The organism is Pseudomonas sp. Irchel s3a10 (assembly GCF_900187525.1).
Classification (GTDB): domain Bacteria; phylum Pseudomonadota; class Gammaproteobacteria; order Pseudomonadales; family Pseudomonadaceae; genus Aquipseudomonas; species Aquipseudomonas koreensis_G.
In genome coordinates, this window is sequence record NZ_FYDR01000004.1 from 519,547 (window position 1) to 540,690 (window position 21,144).

Annotated in this window: 19 protein-coding genes; 5 read left to right on the top strand and 14 right to left on the bottom strand. The window is 62.6% G+C overall.

Features of this window, described 5'->3' with window-relative positions; all coding sequences use genetic code 11:
* Window positions 1–11 precede the first annotated feature (11 nt).
* From urtA to cbiE, 14 genes are all read right to left on the bottom strand, one after another.
* A complete protein-coding gene (gene urtA, locus CKW11_RS15250; RefSeq protein WP_095138161.1) occupies window positions 12–1,277 on the bottom strand; it encodes an urea ABC transporter substrate-binding protein in 1,266 nt (421 codons plus the stop codon).
* Window positions 1,278–1,509: 232 nt separating this feature from the next.
* The gene (locus CKW11_RS15255; RefSeq protein ID WP_095138162.1) at window positions 1,510–1,932 is read right to left on the bottom strand and encodes a hypothetical protein; all 423 of its coding nucleotides are present in this window, start codon (window positions 1,930–1,932) and stop codon (window positions 1,510–1,512) included.
* A gap of 215 nt (window positions 1,933–2,147) precedes the next feature.
* Entirely contained in the window at window positions 2,148–3,158 is a 1,011-nt protein-coding gene (locus tag CKW11_RS15260; protein WP_095138163.1) for an iron ABC transporter permease, read from the bottom strand.
* The gene (locus CKW11_RS15265; protein WP_095138164.1) at window positions 3,155–4,102 is read right to left on the bottom strand and encodes an ABC transporter substrate-binding protein; all 948 of its coding nucleotides are present in this window, start codon (window positions 4,100–4,102) and stop codon (window positions 3,155–3,157) included. The genes CKW11_RS15260 and CKW11_RS15265 overlap by 4 nt, the downstream gene beginning before the upstream one ends.
* Window positions 4,099–4,887 carry an ABC transporter ATP-binding protein gene (locus CKW11_RS15270; RefSeq protein ID WP_027613567.1) on the bottom strand — a complete coding sequence of 263 codons (789 nt, stop codon included), beginning with the start codon at window positions 4,885–4,887 and terminating at the stop codon, window positions 4,099–4,101. Before CKW11_RS15270 ends, CKW11_RS15265 begins: the two co-directional genes overlap by 4 nt.
* Window positions 4,888–4,999: 112 nt before the next feature.
* Window positions 5,000–7,123 carry a TonB-dependent siderophore receptor gene (locus CKW11_RS15275; RefSeq protein ID WP_095138165.1) on the bottom strand — a complete coding sequence of 708 codons (2,124 nt, stop codon included), beginning with the start codon at window positions 7,121–7,123 and terminating at the stop codon, window positions 5,000–5,002.
* A gap of 150 nt (window positions 7,124–7,273) precedes the next feature.
* Window positions 7,274–8,653, bottom strand: coding sequence for a PepSY domain-containing protein (locus CKW11_RS15280; RefSeq protein ID WP_095138166.1), 1,380 nt, complete (start codon window positions 8,651–8,653; stop codon window positions 7,274–7,276).
* A 153-nt stretch (window positions 8,654–8,806) separates the two neighbouring features.
* Window positions 8,807–10,927, bottom strand: a complete 2,121-nt coding sequence (locus tag CKW11_RS15285) for a TonB-dependent copper receptor (RefSeq protein WP_095138167.1) — start codon at window positions 10,925–10,927, stop codon at window positions 8,807–8,809.
* 85 nt (window positions 10,928–11,012) lie between these two features.
* Window positions 11,013–11,447: a DUF2946 domain-containing protein gene (locus CKW11_RS15290; protein ID WP_095138168.1), complete on the bottom strand. Its 435-nt coding sequence runs from the start codon at window positions 11,445–11,447 to the stop codon at window positions 11,013–11,015.
* A 21-nt stretch (window positions 11,448–11,468) separates the two neighbouring features.
* Window positions 11,469–11,948, bottom strand: coding sequence for a copper chaperone PCu(A)C (locus CKW11_RS15295; RefSeq protein ID WP_095138169.1), 480 nt, complete (start codon window positions 11,946–11,948; stop codon window positions 11,469–11,471).
* A 47-nt stretch (window positions 11,949–11,995) separates the two neighbouring features.
* A complete protein-coding gene (locus tag CKW11_RS15300) occupies window positions 11,996–12,394 on the bottom strand; it encodes a DUF2946 domain-containing protein (RefSeq protein WP_047600578.1) in 399 nt (132 codons plus the stop codon).
* Window positions 12,395–12,744: 350 nt separating this feature from the next.
* Window positions 12,745–13,473: a cobalt-precorrin-6A reductase gene (locus tag CKW11_RS15305; RefSeq protein WP_095138170.1), complete on the bottom strand. Its 729-nt coding sequence runs from the start codon at window positions 13,471–13,473 to the stop codon at window positions 12,745–12,747.
* Window positions 13,470–14,567 (bottom strand): cobalt-precorrin-5B (C(1))-methyltransferase, encoded by a 1,098-nt coding sequence (locus CKW11_RS15310; RefSeq protein ID WP_095138171.1) that lies wholly within the window; start codon window positions 14,565–14,567, stop codon window positions 13,470–13,472. The genes CKW11_RS15305 and CKW11_RS15310 overlap by 4 nt, the downstream gene beginning before the upstream one ends.
* Window positions 14,560–15,771: a precorrin-6y C5,15-methyltransferase (decarboxylating) subunit CbiE gene (gene cbiE / locus CKW11_RS15315; RefSeq protein ID WP_095138172.1), complete on the bottom strand. Its 1,212-nt coding sequence runs from the start codon at window positions 15,769–15,771 to the stop codon at window positions 14,560–14,562. The genes CKW11_RS15310 and cbiE overlap by 8 nt, the downstream gene beginning before the upstream one ends.
* Before the next feature lie 232 nt (window positions 15,772–16,003).
* On the opposite strand from cbiE, the gene CKW11_RS15320 reads away from it, so the two are divergent.
* From CKW11_RS15320 to cobJ, 5 genes are all read left to right on the top strand, one after another.
* The gene (locus CKW11_RS15320; protein ID WP_095138173.1) at window positions 16,004–16,660 is read left to right on the top strand and encodes a hypothetical protein; all 657 of its coding nucleotides are present in this window, start codon (window positions 16,004–16,006) and stop codon (window positions 16,658–16,660) included.
* Window positions 16,661–16,779: 119 nt separating this feature from the next.
* Entirely contained in the window at window positions 16,780–18,078 is a 1,299-nt protein-coding gene (gene cobG, locus CKW11_RS15325) for a precorrin-3B synthase (protein WP_305887138.1), read from the top strand.
* Complete coding sequence (locus tag CKW11_RS15330) at window positions 18,071–18,697, top strand: precorrin-8X methylmutase (RefSeq protein WP_047291046.1); 627 nt, start codon at window positions 18,071–18,073, stop codon at window positions 18,695–18,697. Before cobG ends, CKW11_RS15330 begins: the two co-directional genes overlap by 8 nt.
* Window positions 18,694–19,428, top strand: coding sequence for a precorrin-2 C(20)-methyltransferase (locus CKW11_RS15335; protein ID WP_095138175.1), 735 nt, complete (start codon window positions 18,694–18,696; stop codon window positions 19,426–19,428). The genes CKW11_RS15330 and CKW11_RS15335 overlap by 4 nt, the downstream gene beginning before the upstream one ends.
* Window positions 19,428–21,128: a precorrin-3B C(17)-methyltransferase gene (gene cobJ, locus CKW11_RS15340; RefSeq protein ID WP_095138176.1), complete on the top strand. Its 1,701-nt coding sequence runs from the start codon at window positions 19,428–19,430 to the stop codon at window positions 21,126–21,128. Before CKW11_RS15335 ends, cobJ begins: the two co-directional genes overlap by 1 nt.
* The last annotated feature ends 16 nt before the right edge of the window (window positions 21,129–21,144 follow it).

Genomic DNA, 21,144 nt, shown 5'->3' on the forward strand with positions numbered 1-21,144 from the left:
CACCCAATGGCTCAGTTGCTCTTCACCGCATAATCCGGCTTCTTGTCGTTGCCATCGATAAACGGACTCCACGGCTGCGCGCGGATCGGGCCTTCGGTCTGCCACACCACGTTGAACTGACCGTCGCTCTGGATCTCGCCGATCATCACCGGTTTGTGCAGGTGGTGGTTGGTCTTGTCCATGGTCAGCGTATAACCGGACGGCGCGGCGAAAGTCTGGCCGGCCAGCGCTTCGCGAACCTTGTCGACGTCGGTGGACTTGGCTTTTTCCGCTGCCTGCGCCCACATGTGGATGCCGACGTAAGTGGCTTCCATCGGGTCGTTGGTCACCGCTTTGTCGGCGCCCGGCAGGTTGTGTTTCTTCGCGTAGGCCTTCCAGTCAGCGACGAACTTCTTGTTCACCGGGTTCTCCACGGACTCGAAGTAGTTCCACGCCGCAAGGTTGCCCACCAGCGGTTTGGTGTCGATGCCGCGCAGCTCTTCTTCACCCACCGAGAACGCCACCACCGGTACGTCGGTAGCCTTCAGGCCCTGGTTGGCCAGCTCTTTGTAGAACGGCACGTTGGAGTCGCCGTTGACCGTGGAGATCACCGCTGTCTTGCCGCCGGCGGAGAACTTCTTGATGTTGGCGACGATGGTTTGATAGTCGCTGTGACCGAACGGGGTGTAGACCTCTTCGATGTCCTTGTCGGCCACGCCTTTGGAATGCAGGAACGAGCGCAGGATCTTGTTGGTGGTGCGCGGGTAGACGTAGTCGGTGCCGAGCAGGAAGAAGCGCTTGGCGCTGCCGCCTTCTTCGCTCATCAGGTATTCAACGGCGGGGATCGCTTGCTGGTTCGGCGCGGCGCCGGTGTAGAACACGTTCGGCGACATCTCTTCGCCTTCGTATTGCACCGGGTAGAACAGCAGGCCGTTGAGTTCTTCGAACACCGGCAGCACCGATTTACGCGACACCGAGGTCCAGCAACCGAAGACCACGGCGACCTTGTCCTGGGTCAGCAACTGCCGGCCTTTTTCGGCGAACAGCGGCCAGTTCGATGCCGGGTCGACCACCACCGGTTCGAGCATCTTGCCGTTCACCCCGCCCTTGGCGTTGATCTCGTCGATGGTCATCAGCGCCATGTCTTTGAGCGACGTTTCGGAGATCGCCATGGTCCCGGACAACGAGTGCAGAATCCCGACCTTGATGGTCTCGGCCGCCTGGACAGTCCAGGTCATGCCCATCGCGGCAATGGATGCCGTGAGTGTGAAAGCCTTGATCAAACTGCGACGCTTCATTGTGCGATCTCCATGAACGTTAAAGTTTTTTATGGTTGGCAGATGCGGACGACTGAAGGTGTGTTTTGCAAGGGCTGTGCCCGGTCGGGATCGGGCAGGAAAATGTCGTGTCAGAGCGGTTGCGCGATAGCGGCGCGCACCAGGAGAGGACAAGCGAGTGGCGGTGGTGCGAGGGCGTGCTTCATTGTGGTGCTGCCGCAGGGCGACAGCACTTTTCAGGGAGTGGGCCGAATCAGCCCTTGACGCAGTTTTCCATACCGTGACCGCCGCCCTCATATTCCGGGCCGTAGTAGTACTTGATAAAGGACGTCTTGCCGTCTGGAGCTGATTTCATCTTTGCAATGCCAACGCCGTAGTCCTTCAAGGCGGGATCGGTGTGCGCAAAGTAAATGGCCAGCGAGTCTGCATCGGCTGCGGCAAAACCGTTGTACAGAGACTTGTCGGCGAGGGTCAGGGTGAAGCGGTAAGCACCGTACTCACCGGTACTTTGCCCGGCATTCAGTGACATATCGACAGTGCCTCTGAATTCGCCGATATGGCTGTCCATTCCCTTGCATTCGTACGTACCGCTGTAATCCGTGCCGGTGAAGGGGGGCGGGCTTGCCCATGCAGGCGCCGAGATAAATACGATTGAGGCAAGAATGGTCTTGAGCAACGTGATTTTCCTTTCGTGTTCGGACAGGCGCAGGACTCGCCGAGCCTTGCGCAGCGGAGGGCTGAGTGTTCAGCGACCGCGGAACACTAGGGCGCGTGCTTCCGACGGACAACCTGAAAAACCTGTAGGAAAAATCTTGGTTTTTTGCCGGGCGGAGTAAACGTCACGTTGGTGATTCCGCGCTGGCGAAACCAGCCTCATGCCTTACAGGAGGCTCAACGGCGGCGCATCAGGCCAATGAAGAACAGGCCGCCGATGGCCGCGGTGGCAACGCCGATGGGCAGGTCTTCCGGCGCGATCAGAGTCCGCGCGGCGACATCGACCCACACCAGAAACAGGCTGCCGAGCAGCACACAGGCGGGCAGCAATCGGCGGTGTTCGGCACCCACCAGACGCCGGGCAATGTGCGGCACCATCAGCCCGACAAAACCGATCGAGCCACTGATCGACACCAGCACCCCGGTCATCAACGAGGCGATCACAAACACCCGCAAACGCACCGCGCGGGCATTCAGGCCAAGGGTCACGGCAGTCTGTTCGCCGGCCATCAAGGCGTTCAACGGCCGGGCCATGCCCAGCAACAGTCCGAGGCCGAACAACACGCTCAGCGCCGGTACCGCCAGCAGCTCCCAGCGCGCCAGGCCGAGACCGCCGAGCATCCAGAACATCACCGCCGAACTGGCGCGGTGGTCGCCCATGAACAGCAGGAGGTTGGCGATCGCCATCATCACGAACGATACCGCCACGCCGCACAGCAGCAGGCGATCGCTGTCGAGCCGACCCTGACGGTTGGCAATGCCCAGTACCAGAAACATGCTCAGCAATGCACCGATGAATGCGGCAATCGGCAAGGTCAGCAGACCGATGATTTCACCGATGTGCAGCACCACGATCACGGCGCCAAGTGTCGCGCCGGAAGTGACGCCGAGCAGGTGCGGATCGGCCAGTGGATTACGCGTCACTGCTTGCAGCACCGCGCCAATCAACGCCAGCCCGGCACCGACCAACGCCCCGAGCAACATGCGCGGCACACGGATCAGCCAGACAATGTGTTCCTGCCCGGCGCTCCAGCTCACCTCGCCGAAACCCAAGGCCTTGTGCAGGAGAATCCGCCACACCACGTCCACCGGCACCCGCGCCGGGCCAAAGCCGAGCGACACCACGCACGACACCAGCAACACGGCGCCGAGGGCGATCAGCAACAAGGCGTAGCGACGGTCGATCATTCGCCGTGGAACCCCTTGGCCAGGGTTTCCACCGCCAGCACGTTATCGATCCCCGGCGTGGCCTGCACGTACGGAATGACGATGAAGCGCTGGTTCTTGATCGCGTCCACCGATTGCAGCGCCGGGTTCTTCAGCAGAAATTCGATCTTCTGTTCAGCAGTGATTTCGCTGTAGTCGACGATCACGATCACCTGCGGATTGCGCTCGACCACGGTCTCCCAGTTGACCCGGGTCCAGCTCGCTTCGACGTCATCGAGAATGTTGCGCCCGCCCGCAGCGTCGATCAGCGCTTGCGGCATGCCAAGACGCCCGGAGGTCATGGCGCGGTCTTCGCCGCTGTCGTAGAGAAATACCCGCGGCTTGTTGGCGGGCAGGTCTTTGCGGATCTCGGCGACCTGATTCTGCATGTCGGCGATCAGTGCGTTGGCGCGATCCTGCACGTCGAAAATTTTCCCGAGGTTGCGCAGGTCGTTATAGGTGTCGTCCAGCGTCGCCGCCGGGCGCTTCATCACGAAGGCGCAGGACTCGGTCAGCTCATACACGTTGATGCCCAACGGTTGCAGGGTCTGCGGGGTGAGGTCGCCGCCAACGCGCATGCCGTAATCCCAACCGGCGAAAAAGAAATCGACGTTGGCGTTGAGCAGGGTTTCCACCGACGGATATTTCGCGGCCAGTTCCGGCAAACCGTCGAGCAGCGACTGCATCTGGGGCGTCACCGACTTCCAGCCGCTGACGCCGCTATAACCGGCCATGCGCGATTTGAGGCCGAGGGCGAGCATCATCTGGGTCATGTTGATGTCGTGACTGACCGCGTGCTTCGGCGCCTCGTTGAAGGTCACTTCGCGGTTGCAGCTGTGGATGGTCAGCGGGTATTTCGTGGCTTCGGCGAAGGCCGGGGCACTGCACAACAGAAGAGCGACGCAAAGCAGGGAGCGCACAGTCATGGTCGGGTTATCCAGGTGATTCGCGGGTAGCCGTGGAGGGGATGGGAGTCGATCAACGCCTCGACGCCGAACACGTCGCGCAACAGCTCGGTGGTGAGCACCTGTTGCGGCGTGCCGCTGGCGACGATGCGCCCGTGATTGATCACGTACAGTCGGTCACAGAACGCGGCGGCCAGGTTCAGGTCGTGAATGCTGGCGAGGGTGCCGATCTGCAGACGTTTGACCAGTTGCAGCAGTTCGAGCTGATAACGCGGGTCGAGGTGGTTGGTCGGCTCGTCGAGGATCAGCAATTGCGGTTGCTGGGTCAGGGCGCGGGCGAGGATCACCCGTTGTTTTTCACCGCCGGAGAGGGTGGCGAACGCATGGTCTTCGAAGCCGTCGAGGCCGACTGATTTGAGCGCTTGCGTCGCCAGATTGCGATCTTCCAGCGTGTCGCCATCGAACAGGCCTTTGTGCGGTGTGCGGCCCATGGCGACCACTTCTTCGACGGTCAGGCCAAAGGCGTCGGGAAATTCCTGCAGGACCACGGCGATGCGTTTTGCGCACCAGCGCGAGGACTGTTTCCACACGTTGTGATGATCGAGTCTGACCTCTCCGCTTTCCGGCTGGCTGAAGCGATAGGCGCAGCGCAGCAGGCTGGTCTTGCCGCTGCCGTTGGGACCGATCAAACCGACAAACTCACCGGCGGCCACCTGCAACGAGGCGTCACGCAGCTGGAACTGGTGATGGCAGTGGCCGTGGCCCAGGGGTGTCCAGGCGAGGTTGGCGAGGGTCAGTGAGGTCATCTTCTACTCTGAAATATCGGGTGTTGCTGATGACGCCTTCGCGAGCAAGCCCGCTCCCACAGTTGATCGCGTTTCAATGTGGGAGCGGGCTTGCTCGCGAAGGGCCAGTGAATCAAAAGGTGTAATCGGCCGTGACGAAGAACGATCTCGGCTCGCCGAGAATCCACTGCTGGCCCTCATTGTATTGGCTTTGTGCGTACTGGCGGTCAAACAGATTGTTCACCTGCAGGCCCAGCGTGGTGTTGCGCAGAGCTTGCCACGACAGCGTTGCATCGACCACGGTGTAACTTGGCAGCTCGTTGCGGTTGGCCATGTCGGCGTAACGCGCATCGACGTAACGCACACCGGCACCGGCCTTCAGATCATCGCTGAGGTTTTTGTTCAGCCACAGATTGGCGGTGCGCCGTGGCACATCCACCGGGCGATTGCCGTTGTACGACAGGGTTTGCCCGTTGACCACCTCGGAGAAGTCATCGTACTTGGCCTTCACAATCGCCGCGTTGGCCTGCAGTTGCCAGGCGTGTGGCAGTTGCAGATCGAGGCTGGCCTCCAGGCCGTTGGAAGATTGCTGGCCGACTTGCTGCTTGAGCGTCGGGTTGCCCGGATCGTCGGTCAGCAGCTTCTTCTTGACGATGCGATAGGCCGCCAGGGTGAACTCGCCACGCTGATCCCAGAACAACTGCTTCAGGCCGACCTCGGTCTGGCGCGCGGTCGAGAGGTCGTATTGCTGCTGGCTCGGACTGAGGGATATCAGGCCGCCGATGCCGTCGGTGCTGGTCGCGACCTGAGCGTAGAGCGAAGTCTCGGGCGTCAGGGCAAACACGAGTCCGGCCTTCCAGTTGTTGCCGGTCAGAGTCTTGTCGCTCTGGCTGTCGTCGATCAGGTTGTTGCGATCCACGTGTACGTAATCGCGGCGCACTCCTGTCACCAACGACCAGCGCTCGCTCAGTTGCGTGCGGTTTTCGCCGAACACTGACATCTGCTTTGTGGTGCTGTCGAACTGGTCGCGGTACGGGTTGGCGCTTTCGAAGTAGCCCGGTTGCGGGTGATACAGATCCAGCGCCTGACCGTTCGGTAGCACGTCGTTGAACGGCGAGTTGCTGTTGAGCTGGAAGCGGATGCGGTTGTAATCGACGCCAGTCACCGTTTGGCTGTCGAGGCCGAACAGCGAGTGCTTGAAGGTGAACGTCTGACGGTCACCGACCTGCTCTTGCTTGTGGCCGATGCCGAAGTAGCCGCTGCGGCTGAGTTGCTGGCTGTCGCGGTCGAAGTTGTAGTTCTCGGCGTTCTGCCAGCGGCGCTGGGCCTTGAGGTAGTACAGCTCGTTGCTGGCACTGACGGCGTCGTTGATCTGCCAATCGGTGGTCAGGCGCGTCCACTGATCGTTGTAGTGCTGCTGATCGTCACGCACGTTGTAGTTCTTGTTGCGTAGGCTGTCGCGTAATCGGCCGTTGATCAGCGGCGTGCCGAAGTAGTTCTGCGGGCGCTGATCGCCGTAGTCGTGGGCGAGGGTGAACGCTAGATCATCAGTGGCCTGCCAGCGCAGCGCGGCGCTGATGAAGTCGCTTGATGAATCACCGCGATCGATCCAGCCGTTGCTGCGCAGGCGATTGAGATTGAGGCGATAGCTCAGGGTGTCGGTCAGCGAGCCGCCGCTGTCGAACGCCTGCTGCTGGCTGTCGTAGGAGCCGTAGCCAACGCGCAAGTGGTTTTCGATGTCGCCTTCGAACGGTTTCTTCGGAATCACGTTGACCACCGCACCGGTCGCGCCTTCGCCGTACAGCACCGAGGCGGGGCCGCGCAGTACGTCGACGCGCTGCACCGACCAGGTGTCGACCGGAAAGGTCACGGTGCCCATGCCGGTGTACATCCGATTGCCGTCATACAACTGCATCACCGAACTCTGCCCGGTAAAACCGCGTGCCTGCAACGAGGTACCGCCATCGCCCGGGGTGCCGGTGCGGCTGATGCCGGTGCTGCGCGACACGGCGTCCTGCACGCTGCGATCACCACGGGCACGCACCTGCTCGCCGCTGAGGCTTTCGACGCTGGCCGGAGTTTCCATGGCCGTCAGGTTCAGGCGCGAGCCGGCGGCGGTCGGCGTGGTCAGGCTGACACTTTCTTCGTCAATCGCAGGCGCGGAGATGGTGCCGGTGGGCAGCGTCAGCGGCTGGCCGTCAGCGTTGGCGTTGTTCAGGGCGAACAGGCAGAGGCTGGACAAGAGGTACTTGTTCATCGGGGCGGTGAATCACTTCTTCAAAAGAAAGCCCGCAACTTGTGGCTGCGGGCAGAGCGGCATATTTGTGTTACACAGTAACACTAAAAAATGCCGAAGTTTAAGCCCCGGCAGTTTAAAGATCTGTCTGAAACGCGCATCTCGCCTGCTTCACGATGAAGGTGAGGCAGATTCAGCTTGGCGGCCCAGACGCGACAACAGCAGGCGATCCAGCAGCCAGACCAGTACCAGCGAAGCGCCCACCAGCGGAAAGATCACGGCCAGCGCGAGCATGATCGCCACACCGGTTTTCCATTTCGGCAGGTCATGGCGCAGCGGCGGCACGCCGAACTTGCCCTGCGGACGCCGCTTCCACCAGATCACCACGCCGCTGACGGCGCTGAGCAGAATCATCAGGCAGATCAGCAGCACGATGATCTGGTTGAAGGTGCCGAACATCTTGCCTTCATGCAGCATCACGCCGATTTCCGTGGCCCGCGCCACTGCGCCGTACTGCTCGAAACGCACATCGGCGAGGACCTTGCCGGTGTACTGATCGACATGCAGGGTCGCATCGTTACGCGGGTCGTCGGCGAACACGGCAATGGTGAACACCCCGGTCGCGGTGGTCGGCAGAGTAATGCTGTAGCCGGGTTCGACCTTGCGTTCAAGCGCGATGTTCTGCACCTCTTGCAGGCTGATCGCGGGAGCGGCGGGACCGTGCTGCATGCCGCCGTGGGCCATGTGTTCGGCGTGGTCACCGGACATCGGCATCGGCGTGTTTTCCATTGCCCACGGCACGGTCTGGCGCGCGGCGTTGTTGAGGCTGCCGGCCTCGACGTCGGAGGTTGGCACGTTGTTCCACATCGCGGCCGGGAACACGTTCCATACCTGGGCGTACTGCTTGCCCCAGAAGCCGGTCCAGGTCATGCCGCTGAGCAGCATCACCAGCAGCAATGCCGCGCCCCAGAACCCGGTGACCGCGTGCAGATCACGCCACAACACTCGACCGCGACTGCTCAGGCGTGGCCACAGAATTCCGGCGGCCTGACCGCGCGGCCACCACAGAAACACCCCCGACACCACCAGCACCACGCCCCAACCGGCGGCGAGTTCGATCAGGCGATCACCGAGCGTACCGATCATCAGTTCGCCGTGAATGGCGCGCGCGACGGCTTGCAGATTTTTCTTCGCATCCTGCTCGCCGAGGATGTCGCCGTGGTACGGATCGATGAACACATTGAGTTCGTGACCTTCATTCTTCACGACAAATTGCGCGCTGCGTTCGGCGTTGGCCGGCGGCAGGTATTGGGTGATCTGACCCTGTGGATAAGCGCTCTTGACCCGTTGCAGCAGATCATCGGCCGGCACCGTGTGATGCCCGGCGGGGACGTTGAGCAGGCTGCTGTACATCAGTGAATCGAGTTGCGGTTTGAACAGGTAGATGATGCCGGTCAGGGCCAGCATTACCATGAACGGCGCGACGAATAATCCGGCATAGAAATGCCAGCGCCACGCCAGGTTGTAGAAATTCGGTTTGGGCTTTTGCATCACGTTTGCTCCGCTTGGCTTGGATCTTTTAGTTGTTCTGCAACCCTTGTGGGAGCGAGCTTGCTCGCGAAGGCGTCGTGTCAGGCTGCATCTATGTTGGATGTGCCGTCCCCTTCGCGAGCAAGCTCGCTCCCACAGGGTGGGATTTGACTGTTAGAAACTCATATCGACCTTGGTCCAGAGCGTGCGCCCCGGTTCGTTGATCGCTTGCGGGTCGTTGGCCGGGTAGCCGAAACCGGCGTTACCGGCCAGGTTCAGGTGCTCGGCGTAAGCCTTGCCGAACAGGTTGTCGACGCCGGTGCTGACCTTCCAGTTTTTGTTGATCCGGTAGGCGCCGTTGAGCGAGAACACGCCAAAGCCGCCGCTCTTGTCGTAGTCCTTGCCGACCACGTTGCCCTTGTTCTGGTCGATGCGGTTTTGCGCCGCGACCACGCGCCACAGCGCCCCGGCGCTCCAGTTGTCTTCGCTGTAGGTCAGGCCGAAACGCGCATCCAGCGGCGGCATTTGCGGCAGGGCCTTGCCGTCGCTGCTGTTCTTGCCCCAGGCGTAAGCCAGGGTCGCGTCGGCTTTCCAGTTATCGGTGAGTTTGTAGGCGGCGCCGAGTTCGCCACCCATGATCCGTGCGTCGATGTTTTCCGCGCGCGAAGTACTCATGCCCATCATCGTTGGCGTGTAGTCGAACAGGATGTAGTCGCGCACCACACCGACGTAGCCCGAGGCCCAGGCTTCGAGTTCGGCGGTCTTGTAGTTCACGCCGAAGTCGAACTGGGTGGTCTTCTCCGGTTTGATCGAGTCGAACGCATTCAGCGAACCGGCCGGGCCGGACTTCGGTGAAAACAGCTCCCAGTAATCCGGGAAGCGCTGCGCGTGACCGAGGCCGGCGTACAGCGTGGCGGGGCTGTCAGCAAGGTCATGCTCGTAACGCACGAAGCCGCTTGGCAGGGTGTCGGCGCGGGTCTCGTCGGCGGTCGGATTTGGCCGGCTCATCATTCCCGAACCAATGCTCTGCCGGTAATCCTTGGCCGAAGCACGGTCGACCCGGGCGCCGGTGATCAGGCGATCACGGTCGGCGGCGTACCAGGTCAGTTCGCTGAACACGCCGTAGTTATGGAAATCGGCATCCTTGGTGTAGGGCTGATCCTTGTAGGTGTCGATGCCCATGCCACTGCGCTGACGATGCTCGTTGGTCTGCGCATCGAGACCGGTCATCAGCTGGATGTCGGCCCAGCGCCAGGTCGCCTTGATCCGCGCGCCGAGGGTGCGACGGTCGACGTTGGAGGCCATGGGCCCGGCCATCATCCCGGTGCCGGATGGTGTGCGCAGGCTGTAGTTGTCCATCACGTGGTCGGCGTAGTTGTAGTAGACCTGTGCTTCGAGTTTCTCTAGCACGTCGGTGATGTTGGATTTTTCGAAGCGCAGGCCGAGGCTTTCGCGCAGGAACTGCGAACCGTCCATGCCGCGTCCGGCGTAGCGCGCTTCGCCATCGCCCTTGCCGGCGGTGAGTTCGATCAGGGTGTCGGCGTCCGGGGTCCAGCCGACGGCGATGTCACCGTTCCACTTGTCATAGCGCGACGGGACGATGTCGTTGTTGCCGTCGCGGTAGTCGTCGGAGTGCGCGGTGTTGCCGATCACTCGCACGTAGCCCAATGGCCCGCCGGCAGCGGCGTCGACGACCTTGTCGAAACGTCCGTTGGAGCCGGCCAGCACGCTGGCATTCACCCGCGTGCCGAGTTCGCCGAAGCTTTCCGGCTCACGGTCGAAGAGGACCGTGCCGGCCGATGCGCCTGGCCCCCAGAGTACGGTTTGCGGGCCCTTGATCACCGTGAGTTTGTCGTAGGTTTCCGGCGAGATGTACGAGGTCGGTGCGTCCATCCGCCCCGGGCAGGCGCCGAGCAGCATGCTGCCGTTGGTGAGAATGTTCAGCCGCGAACCGAACATCCCGCGCAGCACCGGATCACCGTTGGTGCCGCCGTTGCGCACCAGAGCGAAGCCGGGAATGGTCTTCAGATAATCGCCGCCATCGCTGGCCGGCACCGGTTGGCGCGGGTCCTTGGGGTTGGTGACGATAGTCAGCGGCGAGCTTGGAGCGATCGCGGTGATCACCGTCGGACTCAGTTCTTGGTTGTGCCCGGCGTGGTCATCGGCGAGCACCAGCGGGGACAGCAGGACACCGCAAAGGACGGCAGTAGCATGTGAGAAACGAATGCGCGATTCGTTCAAGGCGAAGGAAGCCTGGGCAGAACCCGAGCGTGGAACAGCAGAAAACCTGGACATGACAATTTCCATCAAACAGTCGTAAACGACACGGCCGGCAGCCTGAAGCTGTCTTCTCAACCGTGTGCAATCAAAGGTGCGGTGTTTACGCGTTGACGGGCGGGGCGCGGGTGCGGGCGCCGGGGAAGAAGGTCTGCCGGGCATGGCCCAGGCGTGGAGAGGATGGGGTGAAGGTGTTGACGTGGGCGATGCTGAACGTGGCGAAAGTGCCGCCACCGGTCAGCGCCGGGCAGTTGAACAGCAGGCTGCAATAACCGCATTTTTCCCACAGGGCGTGGTGCGAGGATTGTGGCGGGCAGTGTTCGGCAGCCGGTTGTGCGCCGTGCGCGGAGTAATCCATGCCCGGCATGTCCATGGACATCGCCATGGAAGTCGAGGCGTGCTGATCCATCGGCATCGACTGAGAAATCAGCGGGCCGATGAAGATCATCAACATGGCGAACAGGGCGATCCAGCTACCGCGGGTCAGAGTCTGGCTCTGGCGATGCAGGCGGGACGCCCCGGCGCGTTGCGGGCGCACGGGCGTGGTCAGCCGGATCGGTTACTGGGCGTGATCGTGTGCCTGGGTGTCTTGCGGTGGTTTCTTCTGCACCGCGACTTCGACGGTCACGTCTCCGGCCTTCTCGAAATGCAGGGTCAGCGGGAAGCGTTTGCCGTCGCTGAGCAGGCTGCGGTCTTTCGGGTTGAGCAGCATCACGTGATAGGCCATCGGCGCGAACGTGACCTTGCCGCCGGCAGGAATCAACACGTCGGGCACCTGCTGCATCTTCATCAGATCGCCCTGCATCACGTGCTCATGCAGTTGCGCTTCGGCGGTGATCGGCGAGTCGACGCCGAGCAGGCGGTCGTCGGTCTTGCCGGGATTGCTGATCACGAAATAAGCGGCGACGGTCGGCGCGTTGGGCGGCAGCTCCTGCGACCACGGGTGAGCGATTTCCAGCTCGCCGGCCTTGTATTCGTGGGCATGGGCGAAGCACGCAGGCAGCAACAGCGCAGCGATGACGAAGAGTTTGTTCAACATGGCAGTTCTCCAGAACGATGTGAAACGCAGGTCAATTGCGAGACAGATCAGACCAGAGGCGAGGCGCGGGGATTGAGGCTCGGCCATTGCTGGCGCGGTGTCGGTGTTTGCAACGAGGGCGGCGCCACGCTGCGATTGCTTTCGTAGCGGGCGAAATACAGCTGCGGCGTATGGCCCGGCAACGCCACCAGCGGCGCAGAACCCGAGCAGCACCAGCAATGCTGCATGTTGGAATGGCTGTCGTTGGACGGGGCTTTCTGCTCCGTGGTGCCGATGTTGATCGCCACCATCTTCGTCCCGCTGCCGGTGCAGAAACTGCTCCACAGCAATTGTTCGGCCGGTGAACTGGCCGCCTGCGCCATCGCCCCGGTCATCGGCATGGCGAGCATGTTGAACAGCACTGCGAAGCAGGCAATCCAGGCAAATGCAAGCCGGTGTCGGTTCATGGGACAGATCCGTTGGGTGGGCAATCAGGCGCGGGCTATTTAGCCTGATCAGGGCCGATAAGTAAAAAGGCGTCGTGCGGTTTGGTGTCGCAGATCAATTGAAAGGAGTGTAGCGGTGGAAATTCGCTACGCCATTCTCATCCGCCGATCCTGTAGGAGCTGACGAGTGGAACGAGGCTGCGATCTTTTGATCTGTCTTTTCAACGTTCAGCATACGAGCTGTCAGGGACGGCGCCTTCGCGAGCAAGCCCGCTCCCACAGGGTTTCTGGCATACACAGACTATGCAGTCGCCGCCGACCACTGTGGGAGCGGGCTTGCCCGCGAAGGCGTATTCGAGAGCTACACTGGGTTAAAGCCGGATGAAGGCGGCAAGGGCAGCAAGGACTTCATCCGTCGTCACAAACTCCCGATCAACCCCCGGCAACACCGGCCGCTTCAACACCATCACCGGCACTCGCAACTCCCGCGCCACTTCCAGTTTCGGCTCGGTCGCGGTGCTGCCGCTGTTCTTGCTGATCAACACATCGATCTGCCGGCGCTCGAACAGTGCGTGTTCTTCCTCAAGCAGAAACGGCCCACGGGCGCCGATCACTTCGCAGCGTTCGTTGCCGGGGTAGACGTCGAGGGCGCGCAGGGTCCAGAACTGGTTGGCAGGGATTTCGTCGAGGTGTTGCAGCGGTTCGCGGCCGAGGGTGAACAGCGGGCGGCGGAACGGTTTGAGGGCTTCGATCAGTTCGGCCCAGTCGCTGACTTCACGCCAGTCATCGCCCGGTTGCGGCCGCCACGCGGGGCGGCGCAGGGCCCAGCAGGGAATGCCGGACAGTTGCGCGGCACTGGCGGCGTTGCGGCTGATTTGCGCGGCGTAAGGGTGGGTCGCATCGAACAGCAGGTCGATGCCTTCAGCGCGAATGAATTGCGCCAGACCTTCGGCGCCGCCGTAACCGCCGACGCGCACCTGACAGGTCAGGTCGGTAGGCACTCGGCCCACGCCGGCCAGACTGTAAATGTGTTCTGGCCCCAGCGTACGGGCGATGGCCAACGCCTCAGTGACGCCGCCGAGCAACAAGATCCGTTTCATGCAAAACCTCCGGCATGGCCGACGATGCCGCCCTGGCGATCAATTGCAAACACCTCGACCTGTACTTTCGCCGGCACCACGCTGCGGGCGAAATTCAGCGCATGGCGACAGACCTCATCGCCGAGGGCGACGCCTGCCGCACTGGCCATCGCCAGGGCCTGCTGACTGGTGTTCGCTTTACGAATGCTCTGCTGCAACGCCTGATCGGCACCCATCGCCGCCGCCCATTCAGCCAGTTGCGGCAGGTCGATGCTCGAATGCCGCGAGTGCAGATCCATGTGCCCGGCCGCCAGTTTGCTGATCTTGCCGAAGCCGCCACACAGGCTGAGTTTATCCACAGGCACTTTGCGCAGATGCTTGAGCACCGCACCGACAAAGTCGCCCATTTCGATCAAGGCGATTTCCGGCAGGTCGTAGACCCGGCGCATGGTGTCTTCGCTGGTGTTGCCGGTGCACGCGGCAATGTGCAGATAGCCGTTGGTTTTGGCGACATCGATGCCCTGATGGATCGAGGCGATGTACGCCGCGCAGGAAAACGGCCGGACGATGCCGCTGGTGCCGAGGATCGACAAACCACCGAGAATGCCCAGACGCGGATTCATGGTTTTCAACGCCAGCGCTTCGCCGCCCTCGACGTTGACCGTGACCTCGAAACCGCCGGCATAAGCGCTTTCGGTGGCGAGCAGCGTCAGGTGGTCGCTGATCATCTTGCGCGGTACCGGGTTGATCGCCGGTTCACCGACGCCGAGCACCAGCCCCGGTCGGGTCACGGTGCCGACACCTGCGCCCGCGACGAAGCGAATCCCCGGCTCGGCCAGCAGCCGCACGTGTGAATAGAGCAGCGCACCGTGAGTTACGTCCGGGTCGTCGCCGGCGTCCTTGATCGTCCCGGCTTCGGCGCCGCCTTCGGTCAGCCGGCAGAACTCCAGGCGCATCTGCACCTGTTTGCCTTTGGGCAGGACGATCTGCACCGCATCCGCCGACGTACCGCCGAGCAGCAGGCGGGCGGCGGCGAGGCTGGTGGCGGTGGCGCAGCTGCCGGTGGTCAGACCGCTGCGCAGGGGCGCGGGTTGTTCGGCGGTTTCGTCACGCATCGAGGGGTTTGACCAGATCCAGCAGGGTAATCGGCAACGCCTGACGCCAGGTGTCGAACTCGCCCAGCGGTTGCGCCTGGGCCACGTGGATTCGGGTCAGTTCGCCGCCGTGGCGTTCGCGCCAGTGCATCAGGGCGAGTTCACTTTGCAGGGTCACGGCGTTGGCGACCAGCCTGCCACCGGGCTTGAGTTGTTCCCAGCAGGTTTCAAACACGCCTTCGCGGGTCACGCCGCCGCCGATGAAGATCGCGTCCGGGCGCTCCAGTCCGGCGAGGGCTTGCGGCGCACGGCCACGCACCAAGTGCAGACCGGGCACGCCCAACGCGTCGCGGTTGTGTTCGATCAAGGCCTGTCGGCCTTCGTCCGCCTCGATGGCGATGGCGCGGCAGCTCGGGTGCGCGCGCATCCATTCGATGCTGATCGAGCCGCAACCACCGCCGACATCCCACAGCAGTTCGCCGGGAATCGGCGCGAGGCGGGCGAGGGTGATCGCGCGTACATCGCGTTTGGTCAGTTGACCGTCGTGCTGGAATGCCGAGTCGGGCAGTCCGGCAAGACGCGACAGGCGTGGCGCCTGCGCATCGGCCAGGCATTCGATGGCGATCACATTCAGATCGGCAGTCGCCGGGTCATTCCATTCATTGGCCGTACTTTCGACGCGCCGTTCGGTATCGCTACCCAGGTGCTCAAGTACAGTCAGGCGACTGCCGCCAAAACCGCGCTCGCGCAGCAGCGCCGCGACTGCCGCCGGACTTTGCCGGTCATTACTCAGCAACAACAGACGCACCCCGCTGAACAGCTGCGCATTGAGTGCCGCCAGTGGTCGCGCCACCAGCGATAGGGTGACCACCTCTTGAAGCGGCCAGCCGAGCCGGGCGGCGGCCAGTGAACAGGAGGAGGGCGCGGGCAGGATCAGCATCTCGATACTCGGCACGTGTCGCGCAAGGCTCGCGCCGACGCCGTAGAACATCGGATCACCACTGGCCAACACGCACACCGCTTCGCCGCGCTGCTCCAATACCGGCGCGAGGGAAAACGGACTCGGCCACAAAGTGCGTTCGCCACGAATGCACACCGGCAGCAAGTCCAGTTGCCGCTGGCCGCCGATGATCCGCGAGGCGCCCATCAGGGCCCGCCGGGCATTTTTGCCCAGGCCCTTGAAGCCGTCTTCACCGATTCCCACAACCGTCAGCCAGGGTGTCATGCCGTTCCTTAATTCCGAGTAGATCTTCACGGGCGGCATGATAACGCGGCTGCCGGCATCTGACGCGGGTCTGTCGTCGCGGCGAGTCGAGAGCAACGCGGAAACTTAATGTCGAGTAATAGTGATTTTTTAAACTTCCGTTTTTGTTAGTTTGATTCAAGTCAGTTCTTTTTAATAAGTCTGGCGCAATGAAATTATAAATTTAATACGTGCCAAGTTGGCAGGGGGCGATATGGATATCAATTCAGCTACACGTTTAAGTCAGAATAATGCAGTTGCCGTTAATAATATGTTGTTCGTCGGACTGGAGGGGCGGGCAGAGGCCGATAACAGATTTGTGAGGAACTGCATTTATCTCGCGCAGATTGCGGCGGACAGCCGTTGTGACAGCAGCCTGCAGCCTGCAGAGTGGTTCGATTACTTTGTCGGAGGCCTGTGGTCATGTGACTGGAAACAGGAGGAGAAACCGGTGGTGCTGGTCCAGGAGGCGTTTTCCGGAAGTGTGCAGGAGGCGTGGCGGCGGTCGACAGCACCCTTGCTCGCGAGCGTTCAATTAGCGCAGGTTGAAGCCGGGCTGGCAGCGCTTGAAAAAGATGTAGCGCTACTGCAAAAGTTTACCGCCCTGAGTGGCAAGGCCTTCACCTCGCACATTGTGCCGGTCAGTCAGAACGCCAACGGCGAGTTGGTTGTGGTGTTCAGCCAAATCCGCTTTTTCAAGTTGGTATTGAGTACCAACTACCTGTTCTGGCAGGTCCATCAACCGATGTCGCAACTGGACATCCGCGCCAGAAGAATGGTGATCAATCGCCGGGACATCGACAAAAACCGGGACGTTGTAGATCAGGCGATTCGCGAGAGCGTGGTTGACCTTGAAGAGGTCGAACTCTGAAAAGCCGCAGTTTCCGACCGGCAGGCATTTTCATGCGCTCGGGCAAAGCAGGCATAATGGCGACCTTTCGCCCATCACAGCGCTGCCAGCCAGCCGGTCATCCCTTGAACGAACGCTCTATGTCCACCGCTCTGCGCCCCTCGGCTTGTCCGGGGTTGCTGCGTATTGTCCAGGCGCTGGATGGCGGTATCTGCCGGATCAAGCTCAATGGCGGCTCGATCACTGCTGATCAGGCCAACGCGGTGGCCGATGCCGCCGAGCGTTTTGCCAGTGGCGCGATCGAGGCGACCAACCGCGCCAATCTGCAGATTCGCGGCATCGGCGAGCAGTCAGCGGCATTGATCGACAGTTTGCTGGCCGCCGGCCTGGGGCCGCAAACCGCAGCGGGCGACGATGTGCGCAATCTGATGCTCAGCCCGAGTGCCGGGATCGATCGGCAGTTGCTGTTCGATACCCGGCCCTTGGCCGAACAGATTCTGGCGACTCTGCAGACACATCCGCGCTTTCATGAGTTGAGCGCCAAGTTCGCCGTGCAACTGGACGGCGGTGAGGCGTTGGCGATGCTCGAGCATCCGCATGATCTGTGGCTTTCGGCGTTCGAACGTGACGGTGAGGTTTTGTTGGCGTTCGGTCTGGCCGGTAGTCCGATCGATCATGCGGCCGGTGTTGTGACACTGAGTAACGGCCATGCGCTGGTGGTCGCGGTGCTGGAGTTGTTCCTTGATCTGGCACGACCGGAGCAGACGCGCATGCGCCATTTGCTCGATGAACTGCCGCTGCAGGCGCTTCTCGAACAGTTGCGCGAACGCGTGGCGATCAAAGCTGCCGTCACCCGACAGCGCACGCCGCTGGCGGATGCTCTGCACATCGGTGTCCACCGGCAAAATGCTGACGACCGGGTGTATGTCGGTGCGGTGCCGGCGCTCGGCCGTCTCGCTCCGGCCATGCTGCGTGGTGCGGCCCGACTGGCCCGCGAGTTCGGGGATGGCAGCCTGCGTTTCACCCCTTGGCAAAGTCTGCTGCTGCCGAACGTGAAGCCCGCCGACGCGGCGCGAGTCCTGCAATACCTGACGCAATTGCACTGGCTGACCGACGCCGGCGAGCCGCTGTCCCGACTGATTGCCTGCACCGGCTCCAGCGGCTGCGGCAAAGGCCTGGCCGATACCAAATATGACGCCCGGCTGCTGGCGACGCTGCTGCCACAGGCGCAGCACGTGCACCTGTCCGGTTGCCCGCGCTCTTGCGCGGCGGCCCATCGCGCAGCGGCGACATTGCTGGCGGTCAGCCCCGGTCATTACGATCTCTATTTTCGCGATGCAGCGCTGCCGGGTTTCGGCACGCTGCACGCACGCAACCTTACTATTGAAGCGGCCGCGATTCTGCTCGACGCCCGCTCACGGAGCCCCCTTGATGCTTGATTACATCCGCGACGGTCAGGAGATTTATCGCAACTCCTTCGCGATCATTCGCAGCGAGGCCAATCTGGCGCGCATCCCGGCCGATCTGGAAAAACTCGCGGTGCGGGTGATTCACGCCTGCGGCATGGTCGAGGCCGTCGATGGTCTGCAGTTCTCCGAAGGTGCCGGCAAGGCCGGGCGCGATGCGCTGGCGGCCGGTGCGCCGATCCTGTGTGATGCGCGGATGGTCTCCGAAGGCGTGACCCGCGCCCGTCTGCCGGCCAACAATCAGGTGATCTGCACCTTGCGCGACGACAGCGTGCCGGATCTGGCCCGTGAGCTGGGCAACACCCGCTCGGCGGCGGCGCTGGAGCTGTGGCGTCCGCACCTGGAAGGCAGTGTGGTGGTGATCGGCAACGCGCCGACCGCACTGTTTTACCTGCTGGAAATGCTCGATGCCGGCGCACCGAAACCGGCGCTGATCCTCGGCTTTCCGGTGGGCTTCGTCGGCGCTGCCGAATCGAAAGCGGCGCTGGCGGCTGACAGTCGCGGCGTACCGTTCGTGATTATGCAAGGCCGGCTCGGCGGCAGCGCCATGGCCGCCGCCGCAGTCAATGCCCTCGCCACGGAGATCGAATGATGCAGGCCAAAGGACGTCTGATCGGCCTCGGTGTGGGCCCCGGTGATCCGGAACTGATTACCGTCAAAGCCCTGCGACTGCTGCGCGAGTCGCCAGTGGTGGCGTACTTCGTCGCCAAGGGTAAAAAGGGCAATGCGTTCGGCATCATCGAAGCGCACCTGCAGGACGCGCAGAATCTGCTGCCGCTGGTGTACCCGGTGACCACCGAAGTGCTGCCGGCGCCACTGTCCTATGAACAGGTGATCAGCGACTTCTACGATGAAGCCTCCGAGACAGTGGCTGCGCATCTGGACGCCGGCCGCGATGTGGCGGTGATCTGTGAAGGCGATCCGTTCTTTTACGGCTCCTACATGTATCTGCACGATCGATTGTCCACGCGCTATGAAGCCGAAGTGGTGCCGGGCGTGTGCTCGATGCTCGGCGGCGCCTCGGTGCTCGGCGCGCCGCTGGTGTATCGCAACCAGAGCCTGTCGGTGCTCTCCGGCGTGCTGCCGCATGAGGATCTCAAGCGCCGTCTGGCCGACGCCGATGCGGCGGTGATCATGAAACTGGGGCGCAACTTTCCCAAGGTCCGTGCGGTACTCGAAGAACTCGGTCTGGCCGAGCGGGCGCTGTACGTCGAACGCGCGACCATGGCCAATCAGAAGATCGTGCCGCTGGATCAGGTCGAGCCGATGTCCTCGCCGTACTTCTCGCTGATCATCGTCCCGGGCGAACGGTGGCAAGGTTGATGACGCAATCCACACCGGCCATTGTCATCCTCGGACAGGGCGCGCTCGCCACCGCACGGCGGATCCAGCAGTTGTATCCGACGGCGCAGATCCACGGCCTCGCCGGGCGCGTCGAGGGCGCCGACCGCATCTATGAGGAATTCGGCGCGACCCTGCGTGAGTTGTACCAGCGAGACACACCGATCATCGCCCTGTGTGCGGCCGGCATTGTCATTCGCACCTTGGCGCCGTTGCTGCTGGAGAAGGGCGCTGAACCGCCGGTACTCGCTGTTGCTGAAGACGGCAGCGCCGTGGTGCCACTGCTTGGTGGCCTCGGCGGGGTGAATGTCATGGCCCGGGAAATCGGCGCGGCATTGCAGGTCGCAGTCGCGATCACCACCAGTGGCGAATTGCGCTTTGGCACTTGTCTGCTCAATCCACCCAGCGGTTATGCGCTGGCTGATCTGGAACTGGGCAAGCGTTTCGTTTCCGATCTGCTGGCCGGGCACAGCGTGCGCATCGAAGGCGCCGCGCCGTGGCTGGATCAGGCGCAGTTGCCGCAAGACCCGCAGGCGCAGCGCTCGATTCATGTCGGCAGTGCCGAGCGTGTCGCGAGCGCCAATGAGTTGCTGATCTATCCGCGCAGCGCAGCGCTGGCGGTGAGCGCGCAGGTGGACGATCTGCCGCATGCCGTGCGCGCCGCGTTGCAGCAGGCCGGGATTGCTCAGCAGTCGCTGGCCTGTCTGCTGGCGGCTGACACTGAAATGGCGTCGGCCAGACTCCGCGAAGCAGCCCTCGAACTGGGGGTGCCGCTGCGCTTTGTCGCGGCGCAGAAAGACCTCGGCGAGTTGGCTCGTCAGGCACTGCCGCAGGCCGCGATCAGCAATGCCAACGGTCTGGCGATTGCGCTCGCCGAACAGCCGCTGGACGTCGCGCAGATCGGTCGGCAGCGCGGGCGTCTGGCGGTGATCGGCCTCGGCCCCGGCGCTGCCGAACTGATGGTGCCAGCGGTCAAGGCCGAACTGGCGCGGGCCACCGATGTGCTCGGCTACGAGACCTATGTGCGCATGGCCGGTCCGTTCCGCGATGATCAGGTGCAGCACTGCACCGACAATCGCGAAGAAATGCAGCGCGCCCGCCACGCCTTCCGGCTGGCGGCCGAGGGCCGTTCGGTGATCGTGGTCTCGTCCGGCGACCCCGGCGTGTTCGCCATGGCCGCGGCGGTGCTCGAAGCGTTGCACGAGTCGACCGATCCGGCCTGGCACAGTGTCGAGCTGGAAATCCTGCCAGGTGTATCCGCTTCGCTTGCGACGGCTGCGCAAGCGGGGGCGCCGTTGGGTCATGATTTCTGCGTGATGTCGCTGTCGGACAACCTCAAGCCGTGGTCGATCATTGAAAAACGTCTGGATCTGGCGGCGGAGGCCGATCTGGCCCTGGCCTTCTACAACCCGATCTCCCGGGCGCGCCCGTGGCAATTGGGGCGTGCGCTGGAAATCGTCGCGCAGCATCGCACTGCGGCTACGCCAGTGGTGCTGGGGCGCGACATCGGTCGTCCGGGGCAAACCCTGCGCGTGACGACACTGGGGCAACTGACCCCGGATCAGGTGGACATGCGCACCATGGTCCTGATCGGTTCCTCGACCACTTGCACCTTTGCCAAAGCGGACGGTGGCGAGTGGGTCTACACGCCGCGCTGGTACGGCGAAAAGCCGCAGTCCTGACCGCAGGCGAGGGGGG